The following is a 26699-nucleotide window of genomic DNA, read 5'->3' as shown; positions in this document are numbered from 1 at the left end:
TATCTAACTAGTGAGCGCCGCCACAAATTGCGACAGAGTGCCGTGGCACCAGCGTCGGTGTAAAGCAGTAGGTCGCCTGAGGATCTAGGGGGTGATTTGCACCGGCCAGAGCCAATTCTGTGGCTAAAGTTGCCATAGAAACAATTGGATAGCGGATTGTGCTGAGTTTGGGGCTGGTATAGCGCGCAATGGGGATGTCATCAAAGCCCACCAGCGAGAACTGCTCAGGGACACTGATACCGTTCTCTTTCAGCGCAGCCAATGCGCCAGCAGCCATTGAGTCGTTATAGGCGAACACCGCACTGAGCTGTAAATTGCGCCCCAACAAATCAATCATAGCGCGCTCCCCCCCTGCCAGGTCTGGCGTGCCATAGGCGCGCCAACTATCGAGAGCAGTGATACCGGCAGCCTCAAGTGCATTCCGGTAGCCGGTCTGGCGCTGCATGACATCATCAATAGGGTGATTTGAACCGAGGAAACCAATACGTTGATGGCCCTGTTTGAGCAACAACCGGCACGCCATTTGCGCACCGCTAACATTGTCTAATCCTACACAGCGATGCTCAAACCCAGGAATAATTCGATTAATCAGAACCATACCGGGAACTTGCTCTAAAAAGCCGATTAACTCGCCGTCACTCAATGCCTTAGCGTGCACAACCAACGAGTTACACCGCTGACGGAGTAGCACCTCAATAGCATGACGCTCTTTGTCGGCCTGATGGTAACTATTGCCGATCAGCACGTATTTTTGGTGCCGTTGAGCAACAGTGTCTACCGCTTTCACCAAGGCACCAAAAAAGGGATCTGAAACATCCATCACCACCACACCAACCGTGTCACTAGTTTGTGTCGCCAGCGCCTGCGCATTGGCATTCGGGCGGTAACCCAGTTCAGACACCGCTTTCAGCACTGCGGCACGGGTTTCTGGCCGGATAGCCGCGCTATTATTGAGAACTCGCGATACCGTCGCCAACGAAACGCCAGCCCGTGAGGCCACATCGCGAATAGTAATACTGTTGCCAGATGAATGCAGAGCGGCCATGACCTTACCCTATCAATAAGTCACCATGCGCTTGGTGATCCACTGGGCATGGCAGGTGGCCTATCCTACCCAGTTTGTTGAATTTGCCACGTGAAATACGTCACAAGAAAGAAAACGTTTACATACAAATTTGTAACCCGCTCATCATTTTTATCTTGTGGACGTATTCAGGGCTTAGTGTTGCGAGGTTGTAACGATTGACCACAGGCATATGCAGTCAATTTTCGCCATAGCCATTCGACCGGCCCTTGGGAAAAATAACCTAGCCAAAACAGAGAGAAGAGAATGTTACACAGCCAGACCAGCGGCACTACTGCCAGCAACTGCAAGCGGTCAAGTTGCTGGTATAAGCCGAAGTGATAGAAGAGCAGCGTGCATATCAATGTTTGCAGCAAATAGTTGCTTAGCGCCATTCGGCCAACCTGTGACAGCCAATGGCTAACACGCAAGCCGGACAATGTCGGCCAGAAGCCATAGAGTAGTGCCAGATACCCCAGCGCCTGTAATGGCGCACCTAACTCACGGGGGACTTGCAGCAAAAAGCCCGTCCAGCGGTAATCCCAGCCGACAGCCCATTGCAGCGCCACTCCCGGTATCTGGATCAGCAATGAAAGCGGTATCAACCATGCTGCAATCAGCCGGTAGTGGTGTAAGCTGAACTCGCCGCGCAGCCAGCCGGAGCGCATTAATCCTGCACCAAATAGCATGGAGCCTGCCAGTTCCCAGCCATATTGCGCGCCGATGGCGATCAAATTGGATGACAACAGATCCAGCCGATTCTTCCACGCCTCCATCCCCCCTTGCAGCTTCCAGAATTGCTCATATTGCAGATCTGCTGGCCCCGGTTGCCAGAAGCGGCCCGGCTCTCCGCTGGTGACAAATCCCAGTAGCAATAGTACCGCGACCCCGAGCAGGTAAAGCACCGCACCAGTACGCAGTAAGCTGGCGGCATCTTTAGCATCACGGATCATTCGCCAACACACCAGGCCAATCAAACCATAAGCAAATAAGATGTCTCCATCCCAGAAGAAGATGCCGTGAATCAATCCCAGTAAGAGCAGCAAGGAGAGGCGCGCCCGTATCCAGCCCTTACCCCGCTTAAGCAGCAGTTCAAGGCCCGCGCCAAATAAAATGGCAAAAATGGACAAAAACTTCGCCTGCGCCACAATATCGAGAATGGCCCAACTCCAGCTATCAGACAGTGAGGGGAGACCCAGATAAGCGGGATTTAGATAAGCGGCCTTTGGCAGGCCAAAGGCGCTGATATTGAGCAGCAGAATGCCAAGAATGGCCAGCCCGCGCGCACTGTCTAACGTTGCGATGCGTTGACGCATACCCGACATCCTGTGCATGGGCACCCATTGGTGCCCGCTGTGACAAAAGGCTAATTAGCCGTGGTGATATTAGCTATTATGACGAACAGCGCGCAGGAATTCCTGGCGAGTATTCTGGCTGGATTTGAATAATCCGCCTAATGATGTGGTGGTGGTGGCACTGGTTGCATCACGGATGCCCCGTGCTTTGACACAATAATGCACCGCATCAATCGAAACAGCGACATTATTTGTGCCCAATAGCGTCTGTAACGCCAGCAGAATTTGCTGCGTCAATCGCTCCTGCACTTGCGGGCGCTGGGCGAAGAACTGCACGATGCGGTTGATTTTGGATAACCCAATCACGCTATCTTTAGGAATATACGCCACCGTGGCTTTACCATCGATAGTCACAAAATGATGTTCGCAGGTGCTGGTGAGGGTGATATCCCGTACCGTGACCATCTCATCGACCTTCATTTTATTCTCAATCAAGGTGATTTTGGGGAAATTTTCGTAATCCAGTCCGGAGAAAATCTCATCAACATACATTTTGGCAATACGTCTTGGCGTATCAGCCAAGCTGTCGTCAGTTAAATCCAGATTCAATAATTGCATGACTTGGGTCATATGCTCTTGAATCAAAGTCTTGCGCGTTTCGGCATCTAACTCTTGCTTGCGCAATGGGGTTTCGAGGCCACGAGCCAGCAGCGCTTCATGAACCAGCTCAGCTTCTTTACTTAGCGATGACATTCTTTTCTCCAACAGGCTACGCGTCCGGACGAGATAAACATGATGCAGATCACACCCAGATTTTGCACCACACTGTAGTTGAGAGCAAAATGATTATCCAGTGATTGTTATTCATATCCAATGGTTCTCTCTGTCATGATGAGCGCCAGTCTCGGCTTATCCCTTAGCCGCCAATCATCCCACCACCACCGCTTCACGGGCGCGAGCCGGGGTTTTAATCACCAGTGCACCGGCAATCACCAGCGCGACCACCGCCACATAGAGCGCCGGTTCCAGCCGATGGGTTAATGCGGTTGAGATAGCCGACAGTATCGGGCCGACCAACTGCCCAATGGCATAACCCGTGGTCAACAACCCAGCCATATAGCGGGTATGTTCTGGTGCCAACTCACGGCCATGCTGCAATGAGAGCTGAACCACACTGAGGAAGCCGCCGCCGGTCAATAGTGCGCCTAATGCCAACCCACTGACTCCAGGAACTAACTCGGCACAGAGTACGCCCAGCGCCTGAACCCATAATGTCAGCGCCAGACGCGTCTGTGCGGTCAAACAGTGGCGAGTCAGAATACCGATAGTGATCCCGATGACTGCCGCCCCGCCGAACACCGGCCAAACGAACTGAGCAAATAGGCTGTCGGGAAAACGCGCGCTGGCCATTTGTGACAGAAAAGTGGCGGGCAGAATATAGCCAAATCCCGCCAGACTGTAGCTCCAAACCAGACGTTTTAGCGCCGGGGTTAAGATCAGCGGAACCGCAGCAATATGGGGGCGATGCAGCTCCCCACTCCGTGGCAGATTGATACTTATGGCGGCAATAATAACCAGTGCCAATACGCCATACAGGATCCAGGCCTGTGCCGCTGATAACTCATAACTATGGATAAGCACAGCGAGCATACCGCTGATGAATATACCGGCCCCCGGCCCGGCAAATACGGCGGCGCTAAGTGCGGGGCGACCAAAATGCGCCAGACGTTCATTGGTCCAGGCCGCGATCAGCACCATCGACCAACCACTGGCCCAACCAATGGCAAACCGCACCACCCCATGCCACCACGGCCCGTCAACTACCGCCGACAGTAGCGTCAGGGCTACTGCCCCCCACAGCCCCAACCATAAGCGCCGTTCAACATGGCGACTGGCCCGCATAGCATCAAAGGCACCAAACAGATAGCCCAGATAATTAAAGGCCGCAACTAACCCCGCGCCGGTCAAAGTAAATTGATGCTCTGCAATCATCAGTGGCACTTGTGGCGTAAAAGCAAACCGCCCAATCCCCATTGCAACGACTAATGCCAGAAAGCCACTTATTGCGATTCTTAATGCCATCCACCCCACCTATTCATTACTCTGCCAGCGGATCACTCTGCCAGTCCGTTAAAAGAGAGTTGCCAATATCATGCCTGAGCATTAGAATCACAAAAAATGAATAATACTCATTAAGTTCATCACAAAAAGAGAATACATATGGATCTGACCCAGCTACGCATGTTTTGCTGCGTGGCGGAAACCGGTTCCGTTGCCAGAGCAGCGGAGCAGATGCACCGCGTTCCTTCAAATTTAACCACACGCCTGCGTCAGCTTGAAATTGAGCTGGGCGCAGACCTGTTTATCCGCGAAAAGCAGCGCCTGCGCTTGTCCCCCATGGGCCACAACTTTCTCTGCTACGCCAACCGAATTCTGGCGCTGAGCGAAGAGGCGATGCGCATTACCCATGCGGGTGAACCGGCAGGCAACTTCCCGCTAGGCTCAATGGAGAGCACTGCGGCAACCCGCCTGCCCAATTTGTTGGCGGCTTATCACCAGCGCTATCCCAAGGTCTCTTTGTCGCTGACCACCGGGACTTCAGGTGAAATCATTGAGCAAGTCCGTGCCGGAACCCTGGCGACAGCCCTGGTCGATGGCCCTGTTCAGCACGATGAACTGCACGGCTGCCGCTCTTTCGAGGAGCAACTGGTGATCATTTCTTGTCTCGATCACCCACCTATTCTGCAAGCTCGTGATGCCGTGGATGAGACGCTCTTCGCCTTTCGCCCCAGCTGTTCTTACCGGCTGCGGCTGGAGAGTTGGTTCCGTCAGGCCGGTGTCCTGCCGGGCCATATTATGGAAATTCACTCCTACCATGCCATGCTAGCCTGTGTGGCAAGTGGTGCCGGGCTGGCGCTGATCCCACACGCCGTATTAGCGCTATTACCGGGCTATGAACGAGTGCAAGTCCATCAATTACCAGCGGATATTGCCGACACCGCCACCTGGCTTATTTGGCGTAAAGACGCCTTTAGCCCCAATGTCCGCGCACTGAAAGAGCTGATCATCGAACAGATTGAAACCCATTGATTGAGCAAGCAAAACTGAAGTTTCCGGTCATAATACATACAATATAAGTTGCAGTTTTCCCGCAAGAACACGCGCAACATATATGATACATAACGAATATATTTATATAACACACATCATAAAGAAGCTATAGGAGCAACACCATGGAGATGATTAAAACCCGCGCTGCAGTCGCATGGGGGCCAAACCAGCCGCTATCCGTTGAAGAAGTTGATTTGATGCCACCACAAAAAGGCGAAGTGCTTGTACGGATTGTCGCCAGTGGGGTTTGCCACACTGACGCCTACACCCTATCGGGCAAAGATCCTGAAGGGATATTCCCGGTGATCCTCGGTCATGAAGGTGGCGGGATTGTTGAAGCCGTGGGTGAAGGCGTGACCAGTGTTGCTGTCGGTGATCACGTGATCCCGCTCTACACGCCTGAGTGTGGCGAATGTAAATTCTGCCGCTCCGGTAAAACCAACTTGTGCCAGGCTATCCGCACTACACAGGGCAAGGGCTTGATGCCGGATGGCACCACCCGCTTCTCTAAAAATGGCCAGCCAATCTTCCATTACATGGGTACTTCAACCTTCTCTGAGCTGACAGTGGTGCCAGAAATATCACTGGCAAAAATAAATAAAGAAGCGCCATTAGAAGAAGTTTGCTTATTGGGCTGTGGCGTCACCACTGGTATGGGTGCGGTGATCAACACCGCCAAAGTCAAACCCGGCGATACCGTCGCTATCTTCGGTTTGGGTGGCATTGGTTTATCTGCCGTTATTGGCGCACAGATGGCCGGTGCTAGCCGAATTATCGGCATCGACCTTAATACCAGTAAATTCGAGCTGGCTCGCAAACTGGGCGCGACTGACCTGATCAACCCGAAAGATTATGATAAACCTATCCAGGATGTAATTGTCGAGCTGACCGATGGCGGTGTAGATTTCTCATTTGAATGCATTGGCAACGTCAATGTCATGCGTTCCGCGCTGGAGTGTTGCCATAAAGGCTGGGGCGAATCAGTCATCATTGGTGTCGCCGGTGCTGGTGAAGAGATCTCGACACGCCCATTCCAGTTGGTGACCGGCCGTGTATGGCGTGGCTCTGCATTTGGTGGCGTAAAAGGCCGCTCAGAGCTGCCGGGCATTGTGCAGCAATATCTGGATGGTAAGTTCGCTCTGAGTGATTTCATTACCCATACCATGGGCTTGGATCAGATCAACGAAGCTTTTGACTTAATGCATGAAGGCAAATCCATTCGTACCGTGATTCATTTTGATCAATCATCACAAACCCATTCTCTGCAAAACAGCTAGAGCAAGGAGGCAGACAACGCATGAATACGTCACTTGAACTTCTCGAAGAGCACCGGATGTTTGGTGGATGGCAGCAACGCTATCGCCATGCCGCCAGCAGCCTGAATTGCAATATGACTTTCAGCATCTATCTGCCACCACCACGGGATGATAACCCACCGCCAGTGCTCTACTGGCTGTCGGGGCTAACCTGTAATGATGAAAATTTCACACTGAAAGCTGGTGCACAGCGAATTGCCGCGGAACTGGGATTGGTGTTGGTAATGCCCGATACCAGCCCACGTGGCGAAGACGTTCCTAATGACGATGGTTATGACTTGGGTCAGGGGGCGGGGTTTTATCTGAATGCAACCCAAGCCCCTTGGTCGACACATTTTCGGATGTACGACTATATCAGCCAGGAGTTGCCCGCCCTGATCCGCCAGCACTTTAGTGTTAGTGAACGTCAATCTATTAGTGGCCACTCAATGGGTGGTCACGGAGCGCTGATGTTGGCGCTGCGCAACCCGCTGCAATATAAGTCAGCGTCTGCTTTTGCGCCGATAGTGAATCCGTGTCAGGTGCCTTGGGGCCGCAAAGCCTTTACTGCCTATCTGGGCCGTGATGAGAGCCAATGGCTAGAGTACGATAGTTGCCATTTACTGACCCATGCAGCAGTTCAGTTACCTATGTTGGTCGATCAAGGCGATGGCGATCAGTTCCTTGCCGAGCAGTTGCAACCAGCAAAATTAGCCGAACTGGCGCGCCAACGTGACTGGCCACTGACTCTGCGTATTCAGCCAGGTTATGATCATAGCTATTTTACCATAGCGACATTTATTGAAGATCATCTGCGTTTCCATGCAGAGCATTTACACCCCTAACAGGGGGTAACTGACCGGATTATCTATATATAAATACCTTAAGCCCCTGCGGGGCTTTTTATTTAATAGTGGATGTCGAAAGTTATTCTCGTTACGTTAATAACCAATAAGTATTCAATGCAATAATAAAATTAATTAAGCATTATAAAACTCACTGCAAAAAAACGTTGATAAAATGGTGAAAAAGAATTACAAATAACTGGCTCAATAGATACCAATATTGAGCAGCATCTAAAGGAAACTATTTAAATGGAGAATTATATGTATACTTCACACCACACAGATAGAAAAACAAGCAATAGTAACTTAATGGCATTAAAAGCTAAGTTAGAATCGTTAGACCAATCATTTAAAAGTAATTTACTCTCTATTAGTGACCATGAAATTGAAAATCTAAAAAATAACAATTTCAATAACGAAATAACGGCCTGGAGCTGGTCAAAAAGCTTTACACAACAATAAAGTAGCCAATGAAATCATTTAGTAAAAATAGATTAAGATGCTTTTATAAGCATCTTAATCTTAATAGCACTCTTTTGAGATATTAAGCCATTTAAAAATTATACCTCGATGAGGTGACAACAATTAGTATAACCATTAACGATAAATAACATCATCACTAAAATTTATTAAGGCCAATGGATAAATCCCATGCTAACAAGTGAATTTTTCAATGACCTGAAGCTAAGCCCGCTATCAAGCCTGTTAGCAATAGTAATAACGGCTATTGGATTGATATCATCTTTTTTGGTATTACTTCTTTACCTAACAGATTATCGTATTGAAAAACACAATAATAACTATAATAATATCTATAGGGTAGAGACCACATTTAATCTACCTAACGGGGAAGAAGTTAAATCAGCGCAAGTCCCTCTACCACTTATTTCAGTACTAAAAAGTGATAAAAATATTAAGCAAGTGGATTATATCGTACGGATACTTACCCGTTTGCAGGTTAATGATAAGGCGTACTCAAATGTTGATATCTATGCAGTTAGCACTAATCTTCTCAGCACCTTAAACCTATATCAACAAAAAATCCCCTATCTGGCGAAGAATGAAATCATCATCACCCCTGAATTTAATCAGCAATATCTACATTTGGATGCCCCTAAAGGGCAGATAATTACATTAGGGGATAAAGAGCAATATATCATTAAAGATGTCGTTGAACTCAACGCATCTAGCCGTTTTAAAACCACTGCAGTTATTGCCTTCTCCTCCGAGATAATGGAAGGTTACCATGATAAAAGGCATGACTGGTATGATACACACGCCTATGCTTTTATCACGATGAAATCAGCTATAAAGCCCACTCCTGAACAATTAAATTCGCACATTATCCAACACGCACCTCAACTCCCCGGCGCCCCCTTTAGCCCTGAAGAGTTCATTCAACTTTCCGCCAGAAACATTACCGACATTCATTACGACAATGCATTGCCAGATGAAATAAGCACAGTAATTTCAGTCTCCTACTTAAATACTCTCTACGCCTCAGGTTTGTTTGTTTTTTTTGCGACTATGATGAATTTCTTCAATATCAACAATGTAATCAATACAAACAAGAGAAGCAGCTTTTATATAAAGAAAGCAGTTGGCGCATCCCATTATCAGTTACTCACTGAATCATTCTTTATCGCGACATTACAAACAGCATTTATGCTGTTACTTGTTCTTTTTATTTTAATCTCTCTCACGCAACTTTCAGATAGCATCAGGGAGTTGATGTTCATTCAAGGTGAGCGCGATTTCTTAACCGCATTGACCATAACATCAGTAGCAACTTATGTTGCTATTTTACTCGCTCACTGTATTTTTCTGTGTGCTTTTATTTTCCCCAACAACACCTATGATATCAGCCTCTATGCTCAACAACCTCGCTTGCGCTATATACATAGCATCATGTTTTGTATACAAATTATTATTGCCGGCACCATCATATATTTATGGGCAGGTATAATGACACAGATGCGTTTTATGCAAAATGACAACTTTGGCTATGAAAAAGAAAATGTAGTGACATTTGCATTAAGTGATGAATTGAAATCAAAAACCGTCATAAATAGTTTACAAGATGAATTAAGAAGCGCCATTGGAGTTGATAATATCGCCATGAGTAGCTGGCGACCATTTGATATGTCGCGAACTAATACCTCGGTATTCCATCACAATCAGCAAGAGAAAGACAAACTAAGTACAGTTAACTCACTCACCGCAGATAAGAATTTCATTAATACCTGGGGAGTAAAAATAGTGGCAGGTAAAGAGAACCCACTATTACCCAGCGACAACAACAATGTGTATCATGCTATTGTCACAAAATCGTTTATAACTTTAATGGGATTACGCTCCTATGATCAGGTACTGAACAATCTATTTTATATTAACGAAAATGGTTCCCAACAAGCAGTCAGAGTACTGAAAGTGATAGATGACTTTTATCTGGCAGATCGAGAGGATGCTCCCTCTCCCTTACTTATTTTCATTAAAAACAGCGCCCAGCGCTATGCAGCAGTGAAACTAAAAAATATACAAGACATGGTGGAGTTAGAGAGAATATTAGAGCGCTACAATATCAATACCACGCAGATAAAATCAGTTAACAACCTACATAAAGAGCACTTCAATAATAGTATACTAATGCAAGAAACAATTAACATCGTCACTTTACTCTCGGTAACATTGATATTTATAAGCACAGTAATTACGGGCATTTCAGAAACAAAACGACTTGATAGTACATTAAAAATAATGGAGTCCATTGGCGGCTCTATTTACACCAATATAATTTTCTTTATACAAGAAAATATTACACCTATCATTATAGCAATGGCAATATCACTCCCCATAAGTTTTTTGTTATTACAACGGTGGCTGAACCAATACAGCTTGGTTAAAGGGTTATCCTATATCCATGGAGCAGGTGCACTTATCACTTTCATTTTAAGCATCATTATAGTCATGGCTATCACACTCATTTTCAGCATCAACGTACTGAATAGAGAATCAAAGAAATAAAGATTATGGATATAAACATTGAGAAGAAGAGCATTGTGAACAAAACTGTTAAATTAATCATCTTTTGTATCTTACTTCTATTTATTGCTTGCTTTTATTATTTATCTACAACACAACGCACTTTACTTATTTCTCGAGATGATGCGATTTTCCATACTATTCAACCAGAAGTATATCAAGATTTATTGATTACTCGAGCCATCACAGTACCAAAAGAGAGCATAATTGTATCAAGTGAACGAGGTGGAAAAGTGACTGAAATCGTCAAGCAAGCTTTTGATACTGTTGCTAAAGGTGATGTCATCGCCCGTTTATCTAACTATGAGTTTATGCTAGAAACGACATCCAGAATAGCGAGCATTACCGAACAAATAAATAATCTACGTAATATGAAAATGCAGATGGAACAAGATAACCGAGACACGAAAATCAGTTTACAAGAGGCTCAACATCAAATAACCATCATTTCTAAAGGATTAATGAGACATCAAGTACTTGATAGAAAATCCATGATTGCAAAGTCAGAACTAGAATACCAAACAGACATGTTAAGAAATTGGAAAATAAAAAGCAATATATTAATGGAACACAACAATAAAAATAACGATTCACTCCCTTTACAACTTATAAATATAGATAATTCTATTTTATTACTTGAGAAAATGTTGGGGGTAATTGAAAAAGGTATGGAGCAATTAGTTATTACTGCATCTATTGATGGAACTTTATCCGTCTTGGATATTGAATTAGGTCAGCAAATAAAACCTGGCGAAAAAATTGCAGTGATAGACAACTTAGCATCATATTATTTCAATGTTTACTTCAGTGAGTATTATCTCGACAAAATCAAGCCACAAAGCCATATTACCTCTCCTATAAATGGTCAAGATACGCCACTACTTATTGAGTCGGTATCTACTATTGTTGAAAATGGAAAGTTCAAAGCAAAACTGATCCCACTGAAAGAAAGCAGCATACAACTTAAGAGAGGACAATCTATTGAAATACAAATCCCATTACAAGAAGAGAGTAATAATGTGTTACTAGCGCCCATTGAGAGTATTTTCTCAGATAAGCAAGGAGATAGTTTTGTCTATATTTATCAACCAGAACATGATCACGCGATTAAATCTAAAGTGGCCGTAAAACATCGCAATGCGATGAAAGTAGAAATCACATCTGGAGTGAGGGCAGGACAAATAATTGTAACGCCTCCTGCGGCCAATAATAATGAATATGATATCATTGAGTTCAAATAACATGCTAAACATGCAAAATGCTGAAAAATGTTACACCACCAAAACGATTAAAACCAAAGTTCTTAGAGATCTCAACTTTAGGGTAGAAAAAGGTGATTTTGTTTCGATCATGGGGCCATCCGGATCGGGTAAATCAACACTACTTAATATCATTGGTATGTTTGATAGCCTTGATAGTGGGTTCTTCTCCCTGGCTGGAGAGAATATTATCGGCATGAGCCAGTCGCAAAAAATAGCGTTAAGAAGAGTGCTAGTAGGCTATATATTTCAATCATTTAACTTAATTCCTCATCTGTCCATTTTTGACAATGTTGCATTACCACTTAAGTATCGTGGTGTGGCAAAAAAGGAGCGGGTTGAACGAGTAAATCAAGCGTTAAATCTTTTTAATATTGATAATCGGCGAAATCATAAACCTATGCAACTATCCGGAGGCCAACAACAGCGAGTGGCCATTGCCAGAGCAATGGTTTCAGAACCTGGATTATTACTGGCTGATGAACCTACCGGAAATTTGGATAGTAAAAATGCCCATCTGGTTCTTCAGCAATTAAAATATATAAATCAAAAAGGAACCACTGTCATTATGGTTACGCACTCAGATGATGCTTCAACATACGGAAACAGAATAATAAACATAAAAGATGGTAAACTCACATGACAAAATAGGAGTATATTATGGGGAGTGCAATACCGATAAAAAATATTGATTGCGTTCAAATAGCCGATGTAAATCCACAGGAATTGGAAAGACTCGAAAAATGTGAATACAAGGAACTATCAGCTTACCTTATTGGTAAAGTACCAGCAGAACAATTACTCGACACTATTGAATTGGATATCTTCAATGAAGAAATAAATAAAAATATTTCAGCAAAAACCATTAAAGCAAAAAAACTCGTCATTGTATTGAAAGCAACTCGACTATGTAACCTTCGTTGCACCTATTGTCATTCATGGGCTGAAGGTCCAAATCAAACAGTTTCATTTCAAACACTCGTGCGGACAGTTCGACAAATACTTGCCATTCCTAATATTAATAGATTTGAGTTTGTTTGGCATGGAGGGGAAATTACACTATTGAAACCCGCTTTTTTCAAAAAACTTATTTGGCTGCAACAGCAATTTAAGCGACCTGAGCAATATATAACTAATACCATGCAATCAAACTTAGTCAACGTCTCAGATGAGTGGTTAATATTTATCAAAGGCATTGGTATGAATGTCGGAATTAGTCTTGATGGCGTACCCACTGTGAATGATAAACGGCGCATTGACTATCGAGGGAGGGGGACATCCGATCGAATTGCAAAAGGGATAAAAAAACTTCGCCAACACAACATCTTATATGGTGCGCTCATTGTTGTTGACCGAGAAGTTTATCAAACTAATATGAAGGAGATGTTAGACTACTTTATCTCAATAGAGCTAACCAATATTGAATTCTTGAATATCGTCCCCGATAATAGGTTAGCTAAAGGTGATCGCATAGATAATAGCTTTATCAGCTATAGTGATTTTATCCAGTTCCTATCAAACTTGTTTAATATTTGGGTAAATGGCTACCAGGGGAGGATAAACATTGCGGTTTTTGACGATTTTATGAAAGTACTGAAAAACCCAAAAAACAAACCGGCGGCATGTTATTGGTCTGGTAATTGCTCACAAGAGATAATCACCTTAGAACCCAATGGTGATATCTCTCCCTGTGACAAATATGTCGGTGATAAAGACAGCATCTATGGCTCACTATTAGATACTGATTTGGCCGATTTATTAGCTTATTCATCACACAACCAACAAGCCATCAATGAGGAGATCGAGGCGACAGAAAAAATGCGCCATTGTAAGTGGTTTTCTATTTGCCACGGGGGGTGCCCCCATGATCGGGTGATTAATCGACGACATACCGAAGGATATAATGATACATGTTGCGGGACTGGAAAATTACTGGCAACCATTCAGCATTATTTAGTCAATGCTCACTAAGGCTATATGCATTGTGGCTATCGAATACAGCAGAAATTATTATTAACCGCATTCCACCTGTCAATTAAGAGGTGGAATGCCCGTTATGTTGACCTTTTTAAGCTGGCCTTTTCAGATTAAAACGCCGACCCCGGCTGTAATAGAAAAGCTTGCTCCTCAGCACTGGATACTCGCCCGAGAATATGATTGCGGTGCGGGTAACGGCCAAAACGATCAATAATTGCTTTATGGCGCAATTCATAATCTAGTTGGAGCTTATTGCCTAATTCGGTATATAACGTCAACGCTTGCTGGTAAATTAATGCTGATTCTGAATGCATAAAGGGCATATACAAAAAACCACGTTGTATATCAGATAGCAGACCGGCCTGACCACTGCTAACAGCCTCTTGTGCCAGCACTAACGCCATGCCATCACAGGAGAAAGATGCGGGAAGATCACGAAACATATTTCGGCTGAACTGATCTAATACCAGTATTTCAGCCAAACGCCCTTCGATATTTTGCCGCCAATGGGCCAGTTCCCCCTTTGATGCAGCCTGCCAGGCAGAACCAAAATGTTGGCGTAGATGGGCATCAAAATCCTCATCCTTTTTAAACCATAACGCCGAGTCCATTTCACTAAACCAGAATTTAAGAATTTTTTGATAGTCCATATTATCCCCCTGTTTTGTCAGACGACGATAAATGCCAATGAAAAAGAGCCGCGCCGATCAAGACAGTCTCAGTCTGTGGCCTCCATCCATTCACCCACTATACATTCTCTGCCATAATGGCTCTCTTATTTGGTAGCTCTGCATCCGCCATACCCTTAGCAGGGTGCACACAGACCACGGAGTTCAGCATGGATCACTGTAATACCTCGGATTTACTCTCTCTGGAACAAGCACTGACAAAAATGCTGTCACAGGTCACGCCATTGCAAGCAACAGAAATTGTCCCGTTAACCGATGCTGCGGGGCGTATCACAGCCCGTGCAATAACTTCCCCCATTGCTGTTCCCCCTTTCGCCAATTCGGCTATGGACGGTTATGCTGTGCGCTGTAATGAGCTTAGCAGCGGACTGCCATTACCGGTGGCTGGCAAGGCTTTTGCGGGGGCGCCCTTTAAAGATTCGTGGCCTGCCAATACCTGTGTCCGCATTATGACCGGTGCCCCTATTCCTGCGGGGGCTGATGCCGTCATCATGCAAGAGCAGGCCATGGTGAGCGAACAAGGTGTCACATTTAATGGCAGTGTGCATATCGGGCAAAATATCCGTTTAGCGGGGGAAGATATCGAACAAGGTGCGCCAGTGTTCCCCGCGGGCGTAAAATTAGGCGCAGCGCAACTCCCCTTGCTGGCATCATTGGGGATTGCCGAAGTCACGGTTTTCCGCACCTTGAAGGTCGCCATTTTCTCTACTGGCGATGAGTTACAGCCGATCGGGCAGCCGTTGGGCGAAGGGCAGATTTACGATACTAATCGCTTTGCGGTGCGCTTAATGTTGCAACAGTTAGGATGCCAAATCATTGACCTCGGCGTCATCCCTGATGATCAGCAGGCATTGCGTAAGGCATTTGAGCAAGCCGATGGTACTGCAGATCTGGTTATTAGCAGTGGCGGCGTCTCAGTCGGTGAAGCGGATTACACCAAACAGATGCTGGAGGAGTTAGGTGATATCGGTTTCTGGAAATTGGCAATCAAGCCCGGCAAACCTTTTGCTTTTGGCAAATTAGAGAATGCTTGGTTCTGTGGCTTACCGGGTAACCCGGTCTCAGCGGCCCTAACCTTCTATCAGTTAGTGCAACCGCTAATTGCCAAGCTCTCCGGCCACTCTGAGTGGCATCCGCCAGTGCGCCTGAAGGCAAAAGCAGTGACTAAATTGAAAAAATCTCCAGGTCGTTTGGATTTCCAGCGCGGGATTTTCTCTACCAACGCCAACGGCGAGCTGGAAGTGCGTACCACTGGCCATCAGGGGTCCCATATATTTAGCTCATTTAGTCAGGGGAATTGTTTTATCGTACTTGAGCGGGAGCGTGGTTCAGTTGAAATTGGCGAAATCGTTGAGATAGAGTTATTTAATGCGCTGCTAGGGAGCTGAGATGTTGCCTGAACTTTCCGATGCACAAACTCTGCGTTACAACCGGCAAATCGTCCTGCGCGATTTTGATTTTGACGGTCAGGAAAAGCTTAACGCAGCTAAGGTGCTGATCGTTGGATTAGGTGGCCTGGGGTGTGCGGCGGCACAATATTTGGCAGTGGCCGGGGTGGGCCATCTTAGCCTGCTGGATTTTGATAGGGTTTCTCTGTCCAACTTGCAACGGCAGATTCTGCATCGCGATAGCCGTATCGGGATGTCTAAAGTGGCCTCTGCGGCGCTGACACTATCAGAGATGAACCCCCATCTGACACTGAAAACAGTTGATGCCCAGTTAGATGATGAGCAACTCGCTACCACCATTGCTGAACACCAATTAGTGTTGGATTGCACGGATAATGTCGCCAGCCGCGAACAATTGAATCGTCTGTGCCATGCACAACGTAAACCCCTGGTTTCAGGCGCTGCCATTCGGATGGAGGGGCAAATCACTGTCTTCACCTATCAGGAGAATCAGCCCTGTTATCGCTGCCTTAGTCGATTGTTCGGCAATAATGCGCTCACCTGCGTTGAAGCTGGGGTGATGGCCCCATTAGTGGGTATTATTGGTAACTTGCAAGCAATGGAAGCGATAAAATTACTGGCCAATTATGGTCAGGTGATATCCGGCCGTATATTGATGTACGACGCCATGACCGCAGAATTTCGCAGTTTAAAACTAGCAAAAGATCTCAATTGCGAGGTTTGCAGCAAGATTTAGCGGAGTTCAGTGCAAAAAAAAGCTGATGCAATGCATCAGCTCTCTTATTATCACCCGATCAGATAATCAGGACTGGATACCCTGGCTACGCAGATAATCTTCGTAATTGCCGGTAAAGTCGATCAATTTGCTTGGTGTCATTTCAATCACTCGGCTCGCCAATGAACTGACGAACTCACGGTCATGGGAAACGAAGATTAACGTGCCTTCGTACATTTCCAGTGCCATGTTAAGCGCTTCAATGGATTCCATATCCAAATGGTTGGTTGGCTCATCCATTACCAGAATGTTAGGCCGCTGCATCATCAACTTACCAAATAACATCCGCCCTTTCTCACCACCAGACAAGACCTGTACTTTCTTCTTGATATCATCCTGGCTAAACAGTAAACGGCCCAGCACACTGCGCACAGCCTGCTCGTCATCTTTTTCCTGTTTCCACTGACTCATCCAGTCAAATACCGTCAGATCGATCTCAAAATCGCTGGCGTGATCCTGCGCGTAGTAACCTATCTTACTGTTTTCAGACCATTTTACGCTGCCAGAATCTGGCTCATAATCCCCTACCAAGGTTTTCAGCAAAGTAGATTTACCGATACCATTTGGCCCGAGGATAGCCACTTTCTCACCCACTTCCAGACGCAGATCCAGTTTTTTAAACAGTGGGCCGTTATCAAAACCTTTCGTCAGCAATTCAACTTCCAGCGCATTGCGGAACAACTTTTTATCCTGATCAAAGCGGATAAACGGGTTCTGACGGCTAGAAGCTTTTACTTCATCAAGCTGAATTTTATCAATCTGGCGGGCGCGCGAAGTGGCCTGCTTGGATTTAGAGGCGTTGGCACTAAAGCGACTTACAAAGGATTGCAGCTCAGAGATCTGGGCTTTTTTCTTGGCGTTATCAGAGAGCAGACGATCGCGAGCTTGAGTCGCAGCCGTCATGTATTCATCATAGTTACCCGGATAAACACGCAATTCGCCGTAATCCAGATCCGCCATGTGGGTGCACACCATGTTCAGGAAGTGACGGTCATGGGAAATAATGATCATGGTGCTGCTACGTTCGTTCAGCACTTGTTCCAACCAGCGGATAGTATCGATATCCAGGTTGTTGGTAGGTTCGTCGAGTAACAAGATTTCTGGGTCTGAGAACAGGGCCTGCGCCAACAAGACACGCAATTTGAAGCCGGGAGCGATTTCGCTCATCAAACCATAATGTTGCTCAACCGGAATACCGACACCGAGCAGCAATTCACCGGCACGGGCTTCTGCGCTGTAACCATCCATTTCACCATAGGCAACTTCCAGATCAGCCACTTTATAGCCGTCTGCTTCACTCATTTCAGGCATGGCGTAAATGCGGTCGCGCTCTTCTTTTACTTCCCACAATTCGCCGTGACCCATAATAACGGTGTCCAGCACTGTGTTGTTTTCAAAGGCGAATTGGTCCTGACGCAATTTACCCAAGCGCTCATTTGGGTCAAGGAATACGTTGCCGCCGCTTGGTGCCAGATCACCACCAAGGATTTTCATGAATGTGGATTTACCACACCCATTAGCGCCAATCAGGCCATAGCGATTACCGCCACCGAATTTTACTGAAATGTTCTCAAACAGCGGCTTGCTGCCGAATTGCATGGTGATATTGTTAGTACTTAGCACAGAGCTCGCTCTCGATTGGATTACTGAATAGGGATATTCAAGAATTATAGAAAATGTGATTCGGCGCGCATTATGCCACAAGATGGCAAGAGTATCGCCTGCAGTTTTGCACGAAATCTCAGCAGGGGGGATAAATCCGAAGATGAACCACGGTTTTAGCCGAGGTTGTTGCGAACTATCTACAGTAAAAAGAGGCGAAAACGCCCCTAAAGTCACCTCAATGGAGACCTAAGCTATCAGTGCTATGCCCCATCAATACATTGCAATGCGCGCTGCTTATCCAGCAAAAAAGGTCGCAAATAGCCCACCGCATTCGACATCGGTAACACCTCTTCGCTGAGACGAATATTCAGCACATGACAAATATAGTGACGCCGATGCACTATTCTTTGCCAAACCTCTGGGTAATGGGTCGCAAGGTCATGACGCAGTTGTTGATCCGCCAGCGCAATACACTCCTCAGCACTCACGCCGGCATAACCTTTTACCGCAGGAATAATATCAATTTGGAATAGCATACCACTGCTGATTATCTCTTCCGAATCACTATAAATAGGTGAACACAACCACTCTTCATCAGCCACTAAATGACCGGGATTTAATGACCAGTGATATTGCGATTTAGGGAGTACTGCCTCAACGAGCGAATAGATCTCTTTGCCCAACATGCCAATACGAATATTTTCTAACCAGGCCACTACAGTGGTGTAATAAGGGATTGCGACTCTATCGAGATAATCCCTTTCCGCTAAAGGCAGTTCATCTGCGTGATGGACAGCATAACCAGTTCGGCTACTCAGGCCGCCTTTAAACCCAGTGGTCAATGAAATCTTATCGCCAAGTTGCACCGCTTTATCTCCGGGATACAAATTAGCTTGTTCAAAACGAGCACCCGTCGCTGCAATCATCACCACGGTATTCGGTTGCCCTTCGTCAGCAAGATAACTGCCCAGCTGTTTTTCTGTTTTACCAATCTCTACCGCAGCCAGTGCCTTAAGAATACAATTAGATGCCAGATTCGCCCCATATTCATAATGAGCCAATTCATTAGCATTATTGGTGACTCTGGCCGCTGTATCACTGCCAATAAAAAGCGCGGTAGCATTAATCACCGCCGTGGTTGGTGAAACGGATTGCTTAATCGCATCCACAATAAAATAGGGAAGATCAAACAGCTGGCTATTATCGTCCCGTTTGCTGGTAAAGAGTTTCCATCCCGCCACCCCGACCTTTTTAGCTTGCTTAATACCGCTATCAGCCAATAACTCAACCAATGTTTTGCTGTTTTCCATTGGCTGATTTGGCAAAGAGAAATAGGGAACATGAATTCCGATATTCTCCACTCTGGCATATTGCGATAACTTTAAATTCTCGTTGCCCAGTAATAAATAAGTCTCCCCTGAGACATGCAGCACCATCGCTGCTTCTTCAAAGCGGGGGATAAACCCGGCAAGATACTCAAAGTTGCCACCATGCTCTTTGTCAGCATAAACGAATAGGTAATCGAGATCAGCCCGCACCATATTGCTGATAATTTTGGCTTTACGAGCAGCAATGGTGCTATCACTAATTGCGACCTTGGATACAGCGTTAAATCTTGATGGTGCGTCAATAGAGTTAAGTTTTACCTGGCGCTTAACAATCATCTTTTCCATAACCATCATGATCCTCGTTAGTTAATTTAAAATCAGCTGCCCGGTTATCTCCTTTGCGCTATAACCACTTAGCATCGCGGGTAAAGGAGATAGTTAACCAGCGATGGGGGCCGGACTCACCAATTGCATGGGAGATTTCATCACGTATTTTGTCAAAATAAGGTACACCACTATTTTCCATTTCAGGCGGTATAACAACATGAATTTCAACAAATAAGCCTCGACCAATACGAGTGGCGTAATGTGAATAGTCAATAAATTTATATTTCGCCATCAGCTCATCCATTAAGTTTTCCATGGACGAATCTAACGTATCTGGTGTCATTTGTAATACTTCGCGCACTGCCGCAATCACCGTTTTTATCGGAACAGGTATCAGTATCAAGGTTAACAGTGCTAATACGCTGGGGTCGGTATAAACAATTAAGTGCTCATAACGGGTGCCTTCCATGCTCCAGGAGAGTAAAAAGGCCACCAATAAAGCAGAACTAATGCAAGCTGACATCAGCCAGCTCTTGGTATCCAGCGCTATTAGCTCAGACTTAACGCGCTTATTCAAACGATGCTGTTTTAAGAAGATGGTGAAACAGAAAATGCTAACAACCAGAGCATAAACAATCGCCCAGCCGAGTTCTAACTCTCGACCACCATCAATAATACCTTTAATAGCATTAACAAATGCATACAGACAGAGGAAAGCCAATAAGCTGCCATTAAAAGCCAATACCAGCGGCTCTACATGCCAGAAACCATATTGAAAACGCCGGCTATTCGGTTGGCCTAGCAGTCGTGAAACCAATAAGGATAAACTGCACATGCCGGCATCTAAGGCGGAGAACATGCCATCAAAAATAATCGACATCGAACCACAAACAATACCGAAAACAATCCCCATGGTGGCAATAATCAAAGTACAAAAAATCGATCGCCGTAAAATCTGCTGTTCAAGTTTAGTGTCATGTAGCATAAGTGGAGCCTGCTCATTGAGTGTCGTCATGATTACAACCTACTGTTTATTATAATCTATTACTTTTATTTTAATGCAGCTTGATATGTGAATCACGATAAGAGCAGTGAAGGTAAATCAGAGCTAATAGTAGTTTGTCATATTATTCTATTTTTACCAGTAAATTAGTCTGCCATTTTCAACATGAGATCTTGTTAATCCCTTGTTTTTATTTATTTTAACTTTTATGCTTTTTGTTATCAGCGATTTTATGCCGTCAACTCTCATGCTGATAGTCTTAATAAAGGTTTCATTTTCATCTTTATCCTAGAGCCACCAGCCAGTAGTTCTTTATACTTAAAGTCTAATAACAGAGTTCATTAATTCTAATAACATACCTATCGGATTAGAAAAATAATTAGCACCAGTAAATGAGTAGAAGTTGTTATTCGTCAAGAATGCTATTTCTGCATGTAGATATTATCCAAGGTTTCGGTAATACCCGCTTCGGGGGAAATATGGCGACTAAGCTTAATATCCTATTAGTACATGGTGCCTGGGCTGATGGCTCACAATGGCGGCATATTATTCCAGCACTGCATGCCATGGGTCACCGGGTGATTGCCATTCAAAATCCGCTAACTTCATTGGCAGATGATGTAGAGTGTACTATTAAGCTAACTACCGCATTATATGGCCCAACACTATTAGTTGGCCACTCTTATGGCGGCATGGTGATTACTCAGGTCGGGCATCTGCAAAATGTGGTTGGGATGGTCTATCTCGCTGCTTTCGCTCCCGATGCCGGTGAAAGCTTATCCAGCCTCTTTGCCTTACGTAAACCCCCCATTGGCGCTGCTTACATTCGCCCCGATGATAATGGTTTTTTGTGGATCGACACTGATAGGTTCCATGAAAACATGTGTCAGGATATTGATGAAAACGAAGCATTGGTGATGGCTTTGGTGCAAAAACCCTTAGCAGCACGTGCTTTTACTGATAAATCTGCCCAGCCAGCCTGGCGGGTGAAGCCTTGCTGGTATCAGGTTTCGACCGAAGACCGGATGTTGCCGGTAGAAACACAGCGCGGATTTGCCGAACGAATTCAGGCACAAATTGTGATTGAATTGCCTGCCAGCCACGCCTCACATATCTCTCATCCACAGCAGATCATTGACCTGATTGCCGCTGCGGCAAACGCAGTGAGATAATCTTTGCGCTGAACTCATACTGAAATGAGTGCGGGTGCAAGGACAAAACGCATCACTGCCCCATGCCAATAGACGCAAAAAATCCGCCCGAGAGCGGATTTTTATCAAACACAGCATTTCAACATTAAAGCTGGATGCTGATACTCCTAAGCAGTTGCTTAGAAAGTATAACCTACGCCAGCAACCCAAGTACCAACATCAACATTGCGGATACGGCTCTGCTCGTAAGAGACGTCCAAAGCAACGTTTTGGATTGGGTTGAACTGCATACCCGCACCATAGGTGAAGCCGTAATCGCTGGTGCTGTTTTTGTCGTTAGCAGAAGTTGGGAAGTTCTGGCTGAAACGGCCATAACCCACACCAACCAGGCCATAGATGCTAGCCCAATCATTGATACGGTAAGCTGGACCAGCGGTGATCGCGTTATATTGCGCTTTGTTGTAAACAGAGGCGCTGTCACCGAAGCTGCTTTTTTCAGTGTGAGTGAAAGAAGTGATGTAGCCCAGTTGGGAATCGCTCCACTCATAACGGTATTTCAGGTTGAAACCTGAAGATTTGTTAGCAACACCTTGGTAATCGCTCTGGGCATAACCACCAGAAACGGTGCTTTGACCTGCAAAAGCTGAACCTGCAGATACTGCTAATACACAAGCTGCTACCGCTGAAAGACATGTAATTTTAATCATAACCACCTCGAAAGACGCAAATTTTTAGATGAAACAAGAACACCATGAAATTATAACAACAAATAGTAGGAAACTCTGCTTACTAATGATTGTCTAATCATTTATTTGGTGTAACAAACAATTTCAAGTATCTTCCATCTTACTAATACGCTTACGATTTTGCCCTATTCTACACCTTTATGTGACAGCCATCACCAAAAGCCATTTCAGACGACTCTTAATTTTCAAGCTCAAATAAGCAGCAAAAATAGCGTTAAAAAACAACAAGCGCAGAAATAATTATTTTTTTATCGCTTTTGGCGAGGTGTTGGTGATTTTCAAACACTCTGCTGACATTTCATTTACACTGCCAATGACTGATACCTAATACTTTTCTTTGAGGCTCAAAAGGATGTCTTTGTCTCCTCCATCTAAACATTCACTCCCGCTGCTCCCTATTTTCTTGCTGGTGATCGCCATGATCTCAATCCAGAGTGGCGCATCGCTAGCGAAAAGTTTGTTCCCGCTGGTTGGCGCTCAGGGGATAACCTCGCTGCGACTCGGCATCGGCACACTGATTCTATTTGTTATTTTTAAGCCCTGGCGGATGCGGTTTGAAGCCGGTAGCCGTTTGCCCCTGCTGGTCTATGGCGTGACACTCGGTGGAATGAACTTTCTGTTTTACCTGTCACTGAAAACAGTGCCACTGGGCATTGCTGTCGCGTTAGAATTCACCGGCCCTTTGGCCCTGGCGATGCTCTCCTCTCGCCGGCCGGTAGATTTTATCTGGGTAGGATTAGCCGTTCTGGGCCTCTGGTTCCTGCTACCACTAGGGCATAACGTCGGCACCATCGACCTATTCGGCGCCGCATGTGCACTGGGTGCGGGTGCCTGCTGGGCGCTCTATATTATTTCCGGGCAGAAAGCGGGCGGTGATCATGGCGCGGGGACTGTTGCTATTGGCTCGCTAATCGCTGCACTGGTTTTCTGCCCCATTGGGGTGGCGTATAACGGCATGGCGCTGTTCGACCCCGCCATTTTGCCAATTGCCTTGGCCGTCGCCATTTTGTCCACCGCACTGCCCTACTCACTTGAGATGGTTGCGCTAACCAATCTCCCTACTCGCACATTCGGCACATTAATGAGTCTGGAACCTGCATTGGCGGCAATTTCAGGATTAGTGTTCTTAAACGAGCATCTGACATTGATTCAATGGATGGCACTGGCATCAATCATCTGTGCCTCTATAGGCGCAACACTGACTATCAGACCCAAGCCACAGCTTGATAACATTACCTGAGAAGGGGCATAAGGTGGAGATTAGAGCTGCAACAACCGCAGATTTTGCTGAAATTTGGCCACTATTTCAGGCCGTGGTGAGTGGCGGGGATACCTATGTATTCAGCCCCGAGACACCGGAACAAGATGCCTACGACTACTGGTTTGGTGCGGGTGTCCGCTGTTTTGTCGCAGTACATCAGCAGCGTATTGTGGGGATGTATAAACTCATCAATAACCAGCGCGATTTAGGTGCCCATGTGGCGAATGCTTCATTTATGGTTGACGGGCAAGCGCGTGGCTTGGGGGTCGGCAAAGCACTCGGCCTTCATTGCATTGAGCAGGCGACTGCGCTGGGCTACCGGGCAATGCAGTTTAACTTTGTCGTCAGCACCAATACTCTGGCCGTCGCGTTATGGCAAAAACTAGGTTTTAAGATTATTGCCACCCTGCCAAAAGCCTTTAACCACCGCCAACTCGGTTATGTCGATGCCTATGTGATGCATCGGGTATTGGAAGCAAACCCGCACTAATTGCCCTTGTTACCCCCCAATATTATTTTTATTTATTGCACGCCAACCCAGTCATTTCGCGGGTTGGCGTTTTTTATAGCTTATTTTTCATTTTATTTGCATCCAAAACCACAAGCTGATTCGTATAGGTAGATGTGAGGCAAGACTTCACCTCAACCATCCTAAAAGGAATACATTATGAAAACGCTTATTCGTACCGCTATCTGTGCTTCCTTACTGTTCAGCACTGTTTCTATGGCCGCTATGATGTCCGAAACTGTCATGGTGGGTGGCGCTTCAATGTTCCCCAGCAAAAATATTATTGAGAATGCGGTGAACTCAAAAGATCACACCACCTTAGTGGCTGCGGTTAAAGCGGCGGGATTGGTTGATACCCTACAAGGCCCAGGGCCATTTACCGTGTTCGCGCCCACCGATGCCGCGTTTGCAAAATTGCCCGCAGGTACGGTTGAAAGTTTGGTCAAACCAGAAAATAAGGCCATGCTCACCCAAATCCTGACCTATCACGTGGTGTCGGGTAAGTACGATATGAAACAGTTAGAGAGTAAAATTAAAGCCGGTGGCGGGAGTGCCGAGCTGAAAACAGTCAACGGCCAATCACTATGGATTATGAATAATGGGCCGCATAACATTCAGCTTAAAGATGGCAAAGGTAACATCGCCAATATCAGCACCTATGATGTACAACAGAAAAATGGCGTTATCGATGTGATTGATACTGTTCTGATGCCTAAATAAAACCCGTCTATACTGGGTGCAGTGTCTCACTACACCTGACGGATTTTTAGGGATTGGCGCATGAATGAATGTTCTGTGGAACAACAAGTCGGACTGATAGATGCCATTGCTAAAGGCGATCAGTCCGCCTTTGAAAAACTTTACCGTTTGACCTCCCCCCGATTATTCGCGGTCGCCGTACGTATGCTACGCAACCACGCCCGTGCAGAAGAAGTTTTACATGACAGTTTTCTCACCGTCTGGAACCGGGCTGATAATTACAACGCTCAACTCAGCGCCCCACTAACTTGGTTGACCCATATCGTACGCAACCGGGCAATAGATCTGATGCGCGGCAGTGATAATCGTCTGCAAACACTCGACGACGATGCAACTGATACACTGACCGATAGCGCGCTGACACCACTGGCACAATTACAGCAAGATGGCGAGACTAAACAGCTGGCAGACTGCTTAGCACATCTGCCCGCAGATCAACGTCAAAGTATTATGCTGGCTTATTATCAAGGGCTTTCTCATGGGGAGATCGCGGTTCATTTACAGCAACCCCTTGGTACGATAAAAAGCTGGATACGTCGTGCACTGGACCACCTAAAGGGCTGTGTAGGCTTATGAAAAACAGACGCGAATATGACTCAGCACTGGCCGCAGAGTATGCACTAGGCACCTTGCGTGGCCTGGCACGGATGCGTTTTGAACGCCGCTTCCGTCGTGACCCACGGCTGGCGGCAGATGTTGCCAGTTGGCAGAGCCTGTTTACTCAACTGGACAATCAGCTCGCCCCTTTAGAGCCACCTGAGCGCGTTTGGAAACGCTTAGCGCTGGAGCTACCACAGGAAAATGTGCGCCACATCAAACGTCATCGCTGGTCGTATGCCGGTTGGGCGGTCGCCGCAGGCCTGGCGGCACTCCTCATCGTGCCGCGTCTATTGGTGGAACCCCCTACCGCGATACCGGTAGCCGTGCTATCAAATAGCCAGCAAAATAGCCAATGGGTGGTCAGTTTGGAAAAATCGACCCGCAATTTGACCTTAACGCCACTGAATCCAGTCGCGGTAAGCCGCAATAATAGCCTTGAGCTGTGGAGTATTCCTGCCGGTGAAAAGCCGCACTCACTGGGGTTGCTCAATAGCAGCGGGCCGACACAACTGATATTGGCTGAAAACCAGCTAACCGATAACTCACTGCTGGCGATTAGCCTTGAGCCTCACGGGGGTTCCCCGACCGGTCAGCCAACCGGGGCGGTGTTGTTTAGCGGGCCATTGCAGAATCTGTAACATGCCCTTTTAT

General features: G+C 46.0%; 25 protein-coding genes. 16 read left to right on the top strand and 9 right to left on the bottom strand.

Annotated elements, in window-relative coordinates; all coding sequences use genetic code 11:
• Nucleotides 1-7: 7 nt before the first annotated feature.
• The 4 genes from galS to HRK25_RS13155 all read right to left on the bottom strand — a co-directional run bounded on the left by galS (nt 8) and on the right by HRK25_RS13155 (nt 4440).
• Complete coding sequence (galS, locus tag HRK25_RS13170; protein WP_005273838.1) at nt 8-1045, bottom strand: HTH-type transcriptional regulator GalS; 1038 nt, start codon at nt 1043-1045, stop codon at nt 8-10.
• A 167-nt stretch (nt 1046-1212) separates the two neighbouring features.
• Complete coding sequence (yeiB, locus tag HRK25_RS13165; protein ID WP_099460593.1) at nt 1213-2379, bottom strand: DUF418 domain-containing protein YeiB; 1167 nt, start codon at nt 2377-2379, stop codon at nt 1213-1215.
• Nucleotides 2380-2448: 69 nt separating this feature from the next.
• Nucleotides 2449-3111: a GTP cyclohydrolase I FolE gene (gene folE / locus HRK25_RS13160; RefSeq protein WP_005273844.1), complete on the bottom strand. Its 663-nt coding sequence runs from the start codon at nt 3109-3111 to the stop codon at nt 2449-2451.
• 174 nt (nt 3112-3285) lie between these two features.
• A complete protein-coding gene (locus HRK25_RS13155; protein WP_005273847.1) occupies nt 3286-4440 on the bottom strand; it encodes a YbfB/YjiJ family MFS transporter in 1155 nt (384 codons plus the stop codon).
• Nucleotides 4441-4578: 138 nt separating this feature from the next.
• Between HRK25_RS13155 and ptrR the strand changes: the two genes are divergently transcribed.
• From ptrR to darE, 8 genes are all read left to right on the top strand, one after another.
• The gene (ptrR, locus tag HRK25_RS13150) at nt 4579-5448 is read left to right on the top strand and encodes a putrescine utilization regulator PtrR (protein ID WP_005273851.1); all 870 of its coding nucleotides are present in this window, start codon (nt 4579-4581) and stop codon (nt 5446-5448) included.
• Nucleotides 5449-5591: 143 nt separating this feature from the next.
• The gene (locus HRK25_RS13145; RefSeq protein WP_005273855.1) at nt 5592-6746 is read left to right on the top strand and encodes an S-(hydroxymethyl)glutathione dehydrogenase/class III alcohol dehydrogenase; all 1155 of its coding nucleotides are present in this window, start codon (nt 5592-5594) and stop codon (nt 6744-6746) included.
• Nucleotides 6747-6766: 20 nt separating this feature from the next.
• Nucleotides 6767-7609 carry an S-formylglutathione hydrolase gene (gene fghA, locus HRK25_RS13140; protein ID WP_032897705.1) on the top strand — a complete coding sequence of 281 codons (843 nt, stop codon included), beginning with the start codon at nt 6767-6769 and terminating at the stop codon, nt 7607-7609.
• A gap of 261 nt (nt 7610-7870) precedes the next feature.
• Nucleotides 7871-8071: a peptide antibiotic darobactin E gene (darA-e, locus tag HRK25_RS13135; RefSeq protein ID WP_032897738.1), complete on the top strand. Its 201-nt coding sequence runs from the start codon at nt 7871-7873 to the stop codon at nt 8069-8071.
• Nucleotides 8072-8260: 189 nt separating this feature from the next.
• The gene (darB, locus tag HRK25_RS13130) at nt 8261-10633 is read left to right on the top strand and encodes a darobactin export ABC transporter permease subunit (protein WP_032897708.1); all 2373 of its coding nucleotides are present in this window, start codon (nt 8261-8263) and stop codon (nt 10631-10633) included.
• A gap of 5 nt (nt 10634-10638) precedes the next feature.
• Nucleotides 10639-11892, top strand: coding sequence for a darobactin export ABC transporter periplasmic adaptor subunit (darC, locus tag HRK25_RS13125; RefSeq protein ID WP_005273866.1), 1254 nt, complete (start codon nt 10639-10641; stop codon nt 11890-11892).
• Between the two features lies 1 nt (nt 11893).
• The gene (darD, locus tag HRK25_RS13120) at nt 11894-12553 is read left to right on the top strand and encodes a darobactin export ABC transporter ATP-binding protein (protein ID WP_005273869.1); all 660 of its coding nucleotides are present in this window, start codon (nt 11894-11896) and stop codon (nt 12551-12553) included.
• Between the two features lie 17 nt (nt 12554-12570).
• Entirely contained in the window at nt 12571-13881 is a 1311-nt protein-coding gene (gene darE, locus HRK25_RS13115; RefSeq protein WP_005273871.1) for a darobactin maturation radical SAM/SPASM protein DarE, read from the top strand.
• Nucleotides 13882-13997: 116 nt separating this feature from the next.
• Here the strand turns inward: darE and HRK25_RS13110 are convergent, their stop codons facing one another.
• Entirely contained in the window at nt 13998-14537 is a 540-nt protein-coding gene (locus HRK25_RS13110; RefSeq protein WP_005273873.1) for a DUF924 family protein, read from the bottom strand.
• A gap of 188 nt (nt 14538-14725) precedes the next feature.
• Between HRK25_RS13110 and moeA the strand changes: the two genes are divergently transcribed.
• Nucleotides 14726-15964, top strand: a complete 1239-nt coding sequence (gene moeA / locus HRK25_RS13105; protein WP_005273876.1) for a molybdopterin molybdotransferase MoeA — start codon at nt 14726-14728, stop codon at nt 15962-15964.
• Between the two features lies 1 nt (nt 15965).
• Nucleotides 15966-16721: a molybdopterin-synthase adenylyltransferase MoeB gene (gene moeB, locus HRK25_RS13100; protein WP_005273878.1), complete on the top strand. Its 756-nt coding sequence runs from the start codon at nt 15966-15968 to the stop codon at nt 16719-16721.
• Between the two features lie 66 nt (nt 16722-16787).
• Here moeB and HRK25_RS13095 read toward each other — a convergent pair whose 3' ends face one another.
• The 3 genes from HRK25_RS13095 to HRK25_RS13085 all read right to left on the bottom strand — a co-directional run bounded on the left by HRK25_RS13095 (nt 16788) and on the right by HRK25_RS13085 (nt 21035).
• Nucleotides 16788-18383, bottom strand: a complete 1596-nt coding sequence (locus HRK25_RS13095) for an ABC-F family ATPase (RefSeq protein ID WP_071984904.1) — start codon at nt 18381-18383, stop codon at nt 16788-16790.
• A gap of 242 nt (nt 18384-18625) precedes the next feature.
• On the bottom strand, nt 18626-20038 hold the full coding sequence (locus tag HRK25_RS13090) for a M24 family metallopeptidase (protein ID WP_032897740.1): 1413 nt from the start codon (nt 20036-20038) through the stop codon (nt 18626-18628).
• 58 nt (nt 20039-20096) lie between these two features.
• Complete coding sequence (locus HRK25_RS13085) at nt 20097-21035, bottom strand: cation diffusion facilitator family transporter (RefSeq protein ID WP_032897711.1); 939 nt, start codon at nt 21033-21035, stop codon at nt 20097-20099.
• A gap of 467 nt (nt 21036-21502) precedes the next feature.
• Between HRK25_RS13085 and HRK25_RS13080 the strand changes: the two genes are divergently transcribed.
• On the top strand, nt 21503-22195 hold the full coding sequence (locus HRK25_RS13080) for an alpha/beta fold hydrolase (RefSeq protein ID WP_032897742.1): 693 nt from the start codon (nt 21503-21505) through the stop codon (nt 22193-22195).
• Nucleotides 22196-22353: 158 nt separating this feature from the next.
• On the opposite strand, the gene ompX is transcribed toward HRK25_RS13080, so the two are convergent.
• Complete coding sequence (gene ompX, locus HRK25_RS13075; protein ID WP_005273890.1) at nt 22354-22881, bottom strand: outer membrane protein OmpX; 528 nt, start codon at nt 22879-22881, stop codon at nt 22354-22356.
• 391 nt (nt 22882-23272) lie between these two features.
• On the opposite strand from ompX, the gene rhtA reads away from it, so the two are divergent.
• From rhtA to HRK25_RS13050, 5 genes are all read left to right on the top strand, one after another.
• Entirely contained in the window at nt 23273-24160 is an 888-nt protein-coding gene (rhtA, locus tag HRK25_RS13070; RefSeq protein WP_032897714.1) for a threonine/homoserine exporter RhtA, read from the top strand.
• Between the two features lie 13 nt (nt 24161-24173).
• Nucleotides 24174-24671, top strand: coding sequence for a GNAT family N-acetyltransferase (locus tag HRK25_RS13065; protein ID WP_005273895.1), 498 nt, complete (start codon nt 24174-24176; stop codon nt 24669-24671).
• A 177-nt stretch (nt 24672-24848) separates the two neighbouring features.
• Complete coding sequence (locus HRK25_RS13060) at nt 24849-25409, top strand: fasciclin domain-containing protein (RefSeq protein ID WP_005273898.1); 561 nt, start codon at nt 24849-24851, stop codon at nt 25407-25409.
• A gap of 60 nt (nt 25410-25469) precedes the next feature.
• Nucleotides 25470-26024 carry an RNA polymerase sigma factor gene (locus tag HRK25_RS13055; RefSeq protein WP_032897716.1) on the top strand — a complete coding sequence of 185 codons (555 nt, stop codon included), beginning with the start codon at nt 25470-25472 and terminating at the stop codon, nt 26022-26024.
• Nucleotides 26021-26686: an anti-sigma factor gene (locus tag HRK25_RS13050; protein WP_032897719.1), complete on the top strand. Its 666-nt coding sequence runs from the start codon at nt 26021-26023 to the stop codon at nt 26684-26686. Before HRK25_RS13055 ends, HRK25_RS13050 begins: the two co-directional genes overlap by 4 nt.
• The last annotated feature ends 13 nt before the right edge of the window (nt 26687-26699 follow it).

The sequence above is a fragment of the Yersinia bercovieri ATCC 43970 genome (genome assembly GCF_013282745.1).
Classification (GTDB): domain Bacteria; phylum Pseudomonadota; class Gammaproteobacteria; order Enterobacterales; family Enterobacteriaceae; genus Yersinia; species Yersinia bercovieri.
The sequence above is the reverse complement of the archived record's forward strand: the minus strand, read 5'-3'. Positions and strand labels throughout refer to the sequence as shown.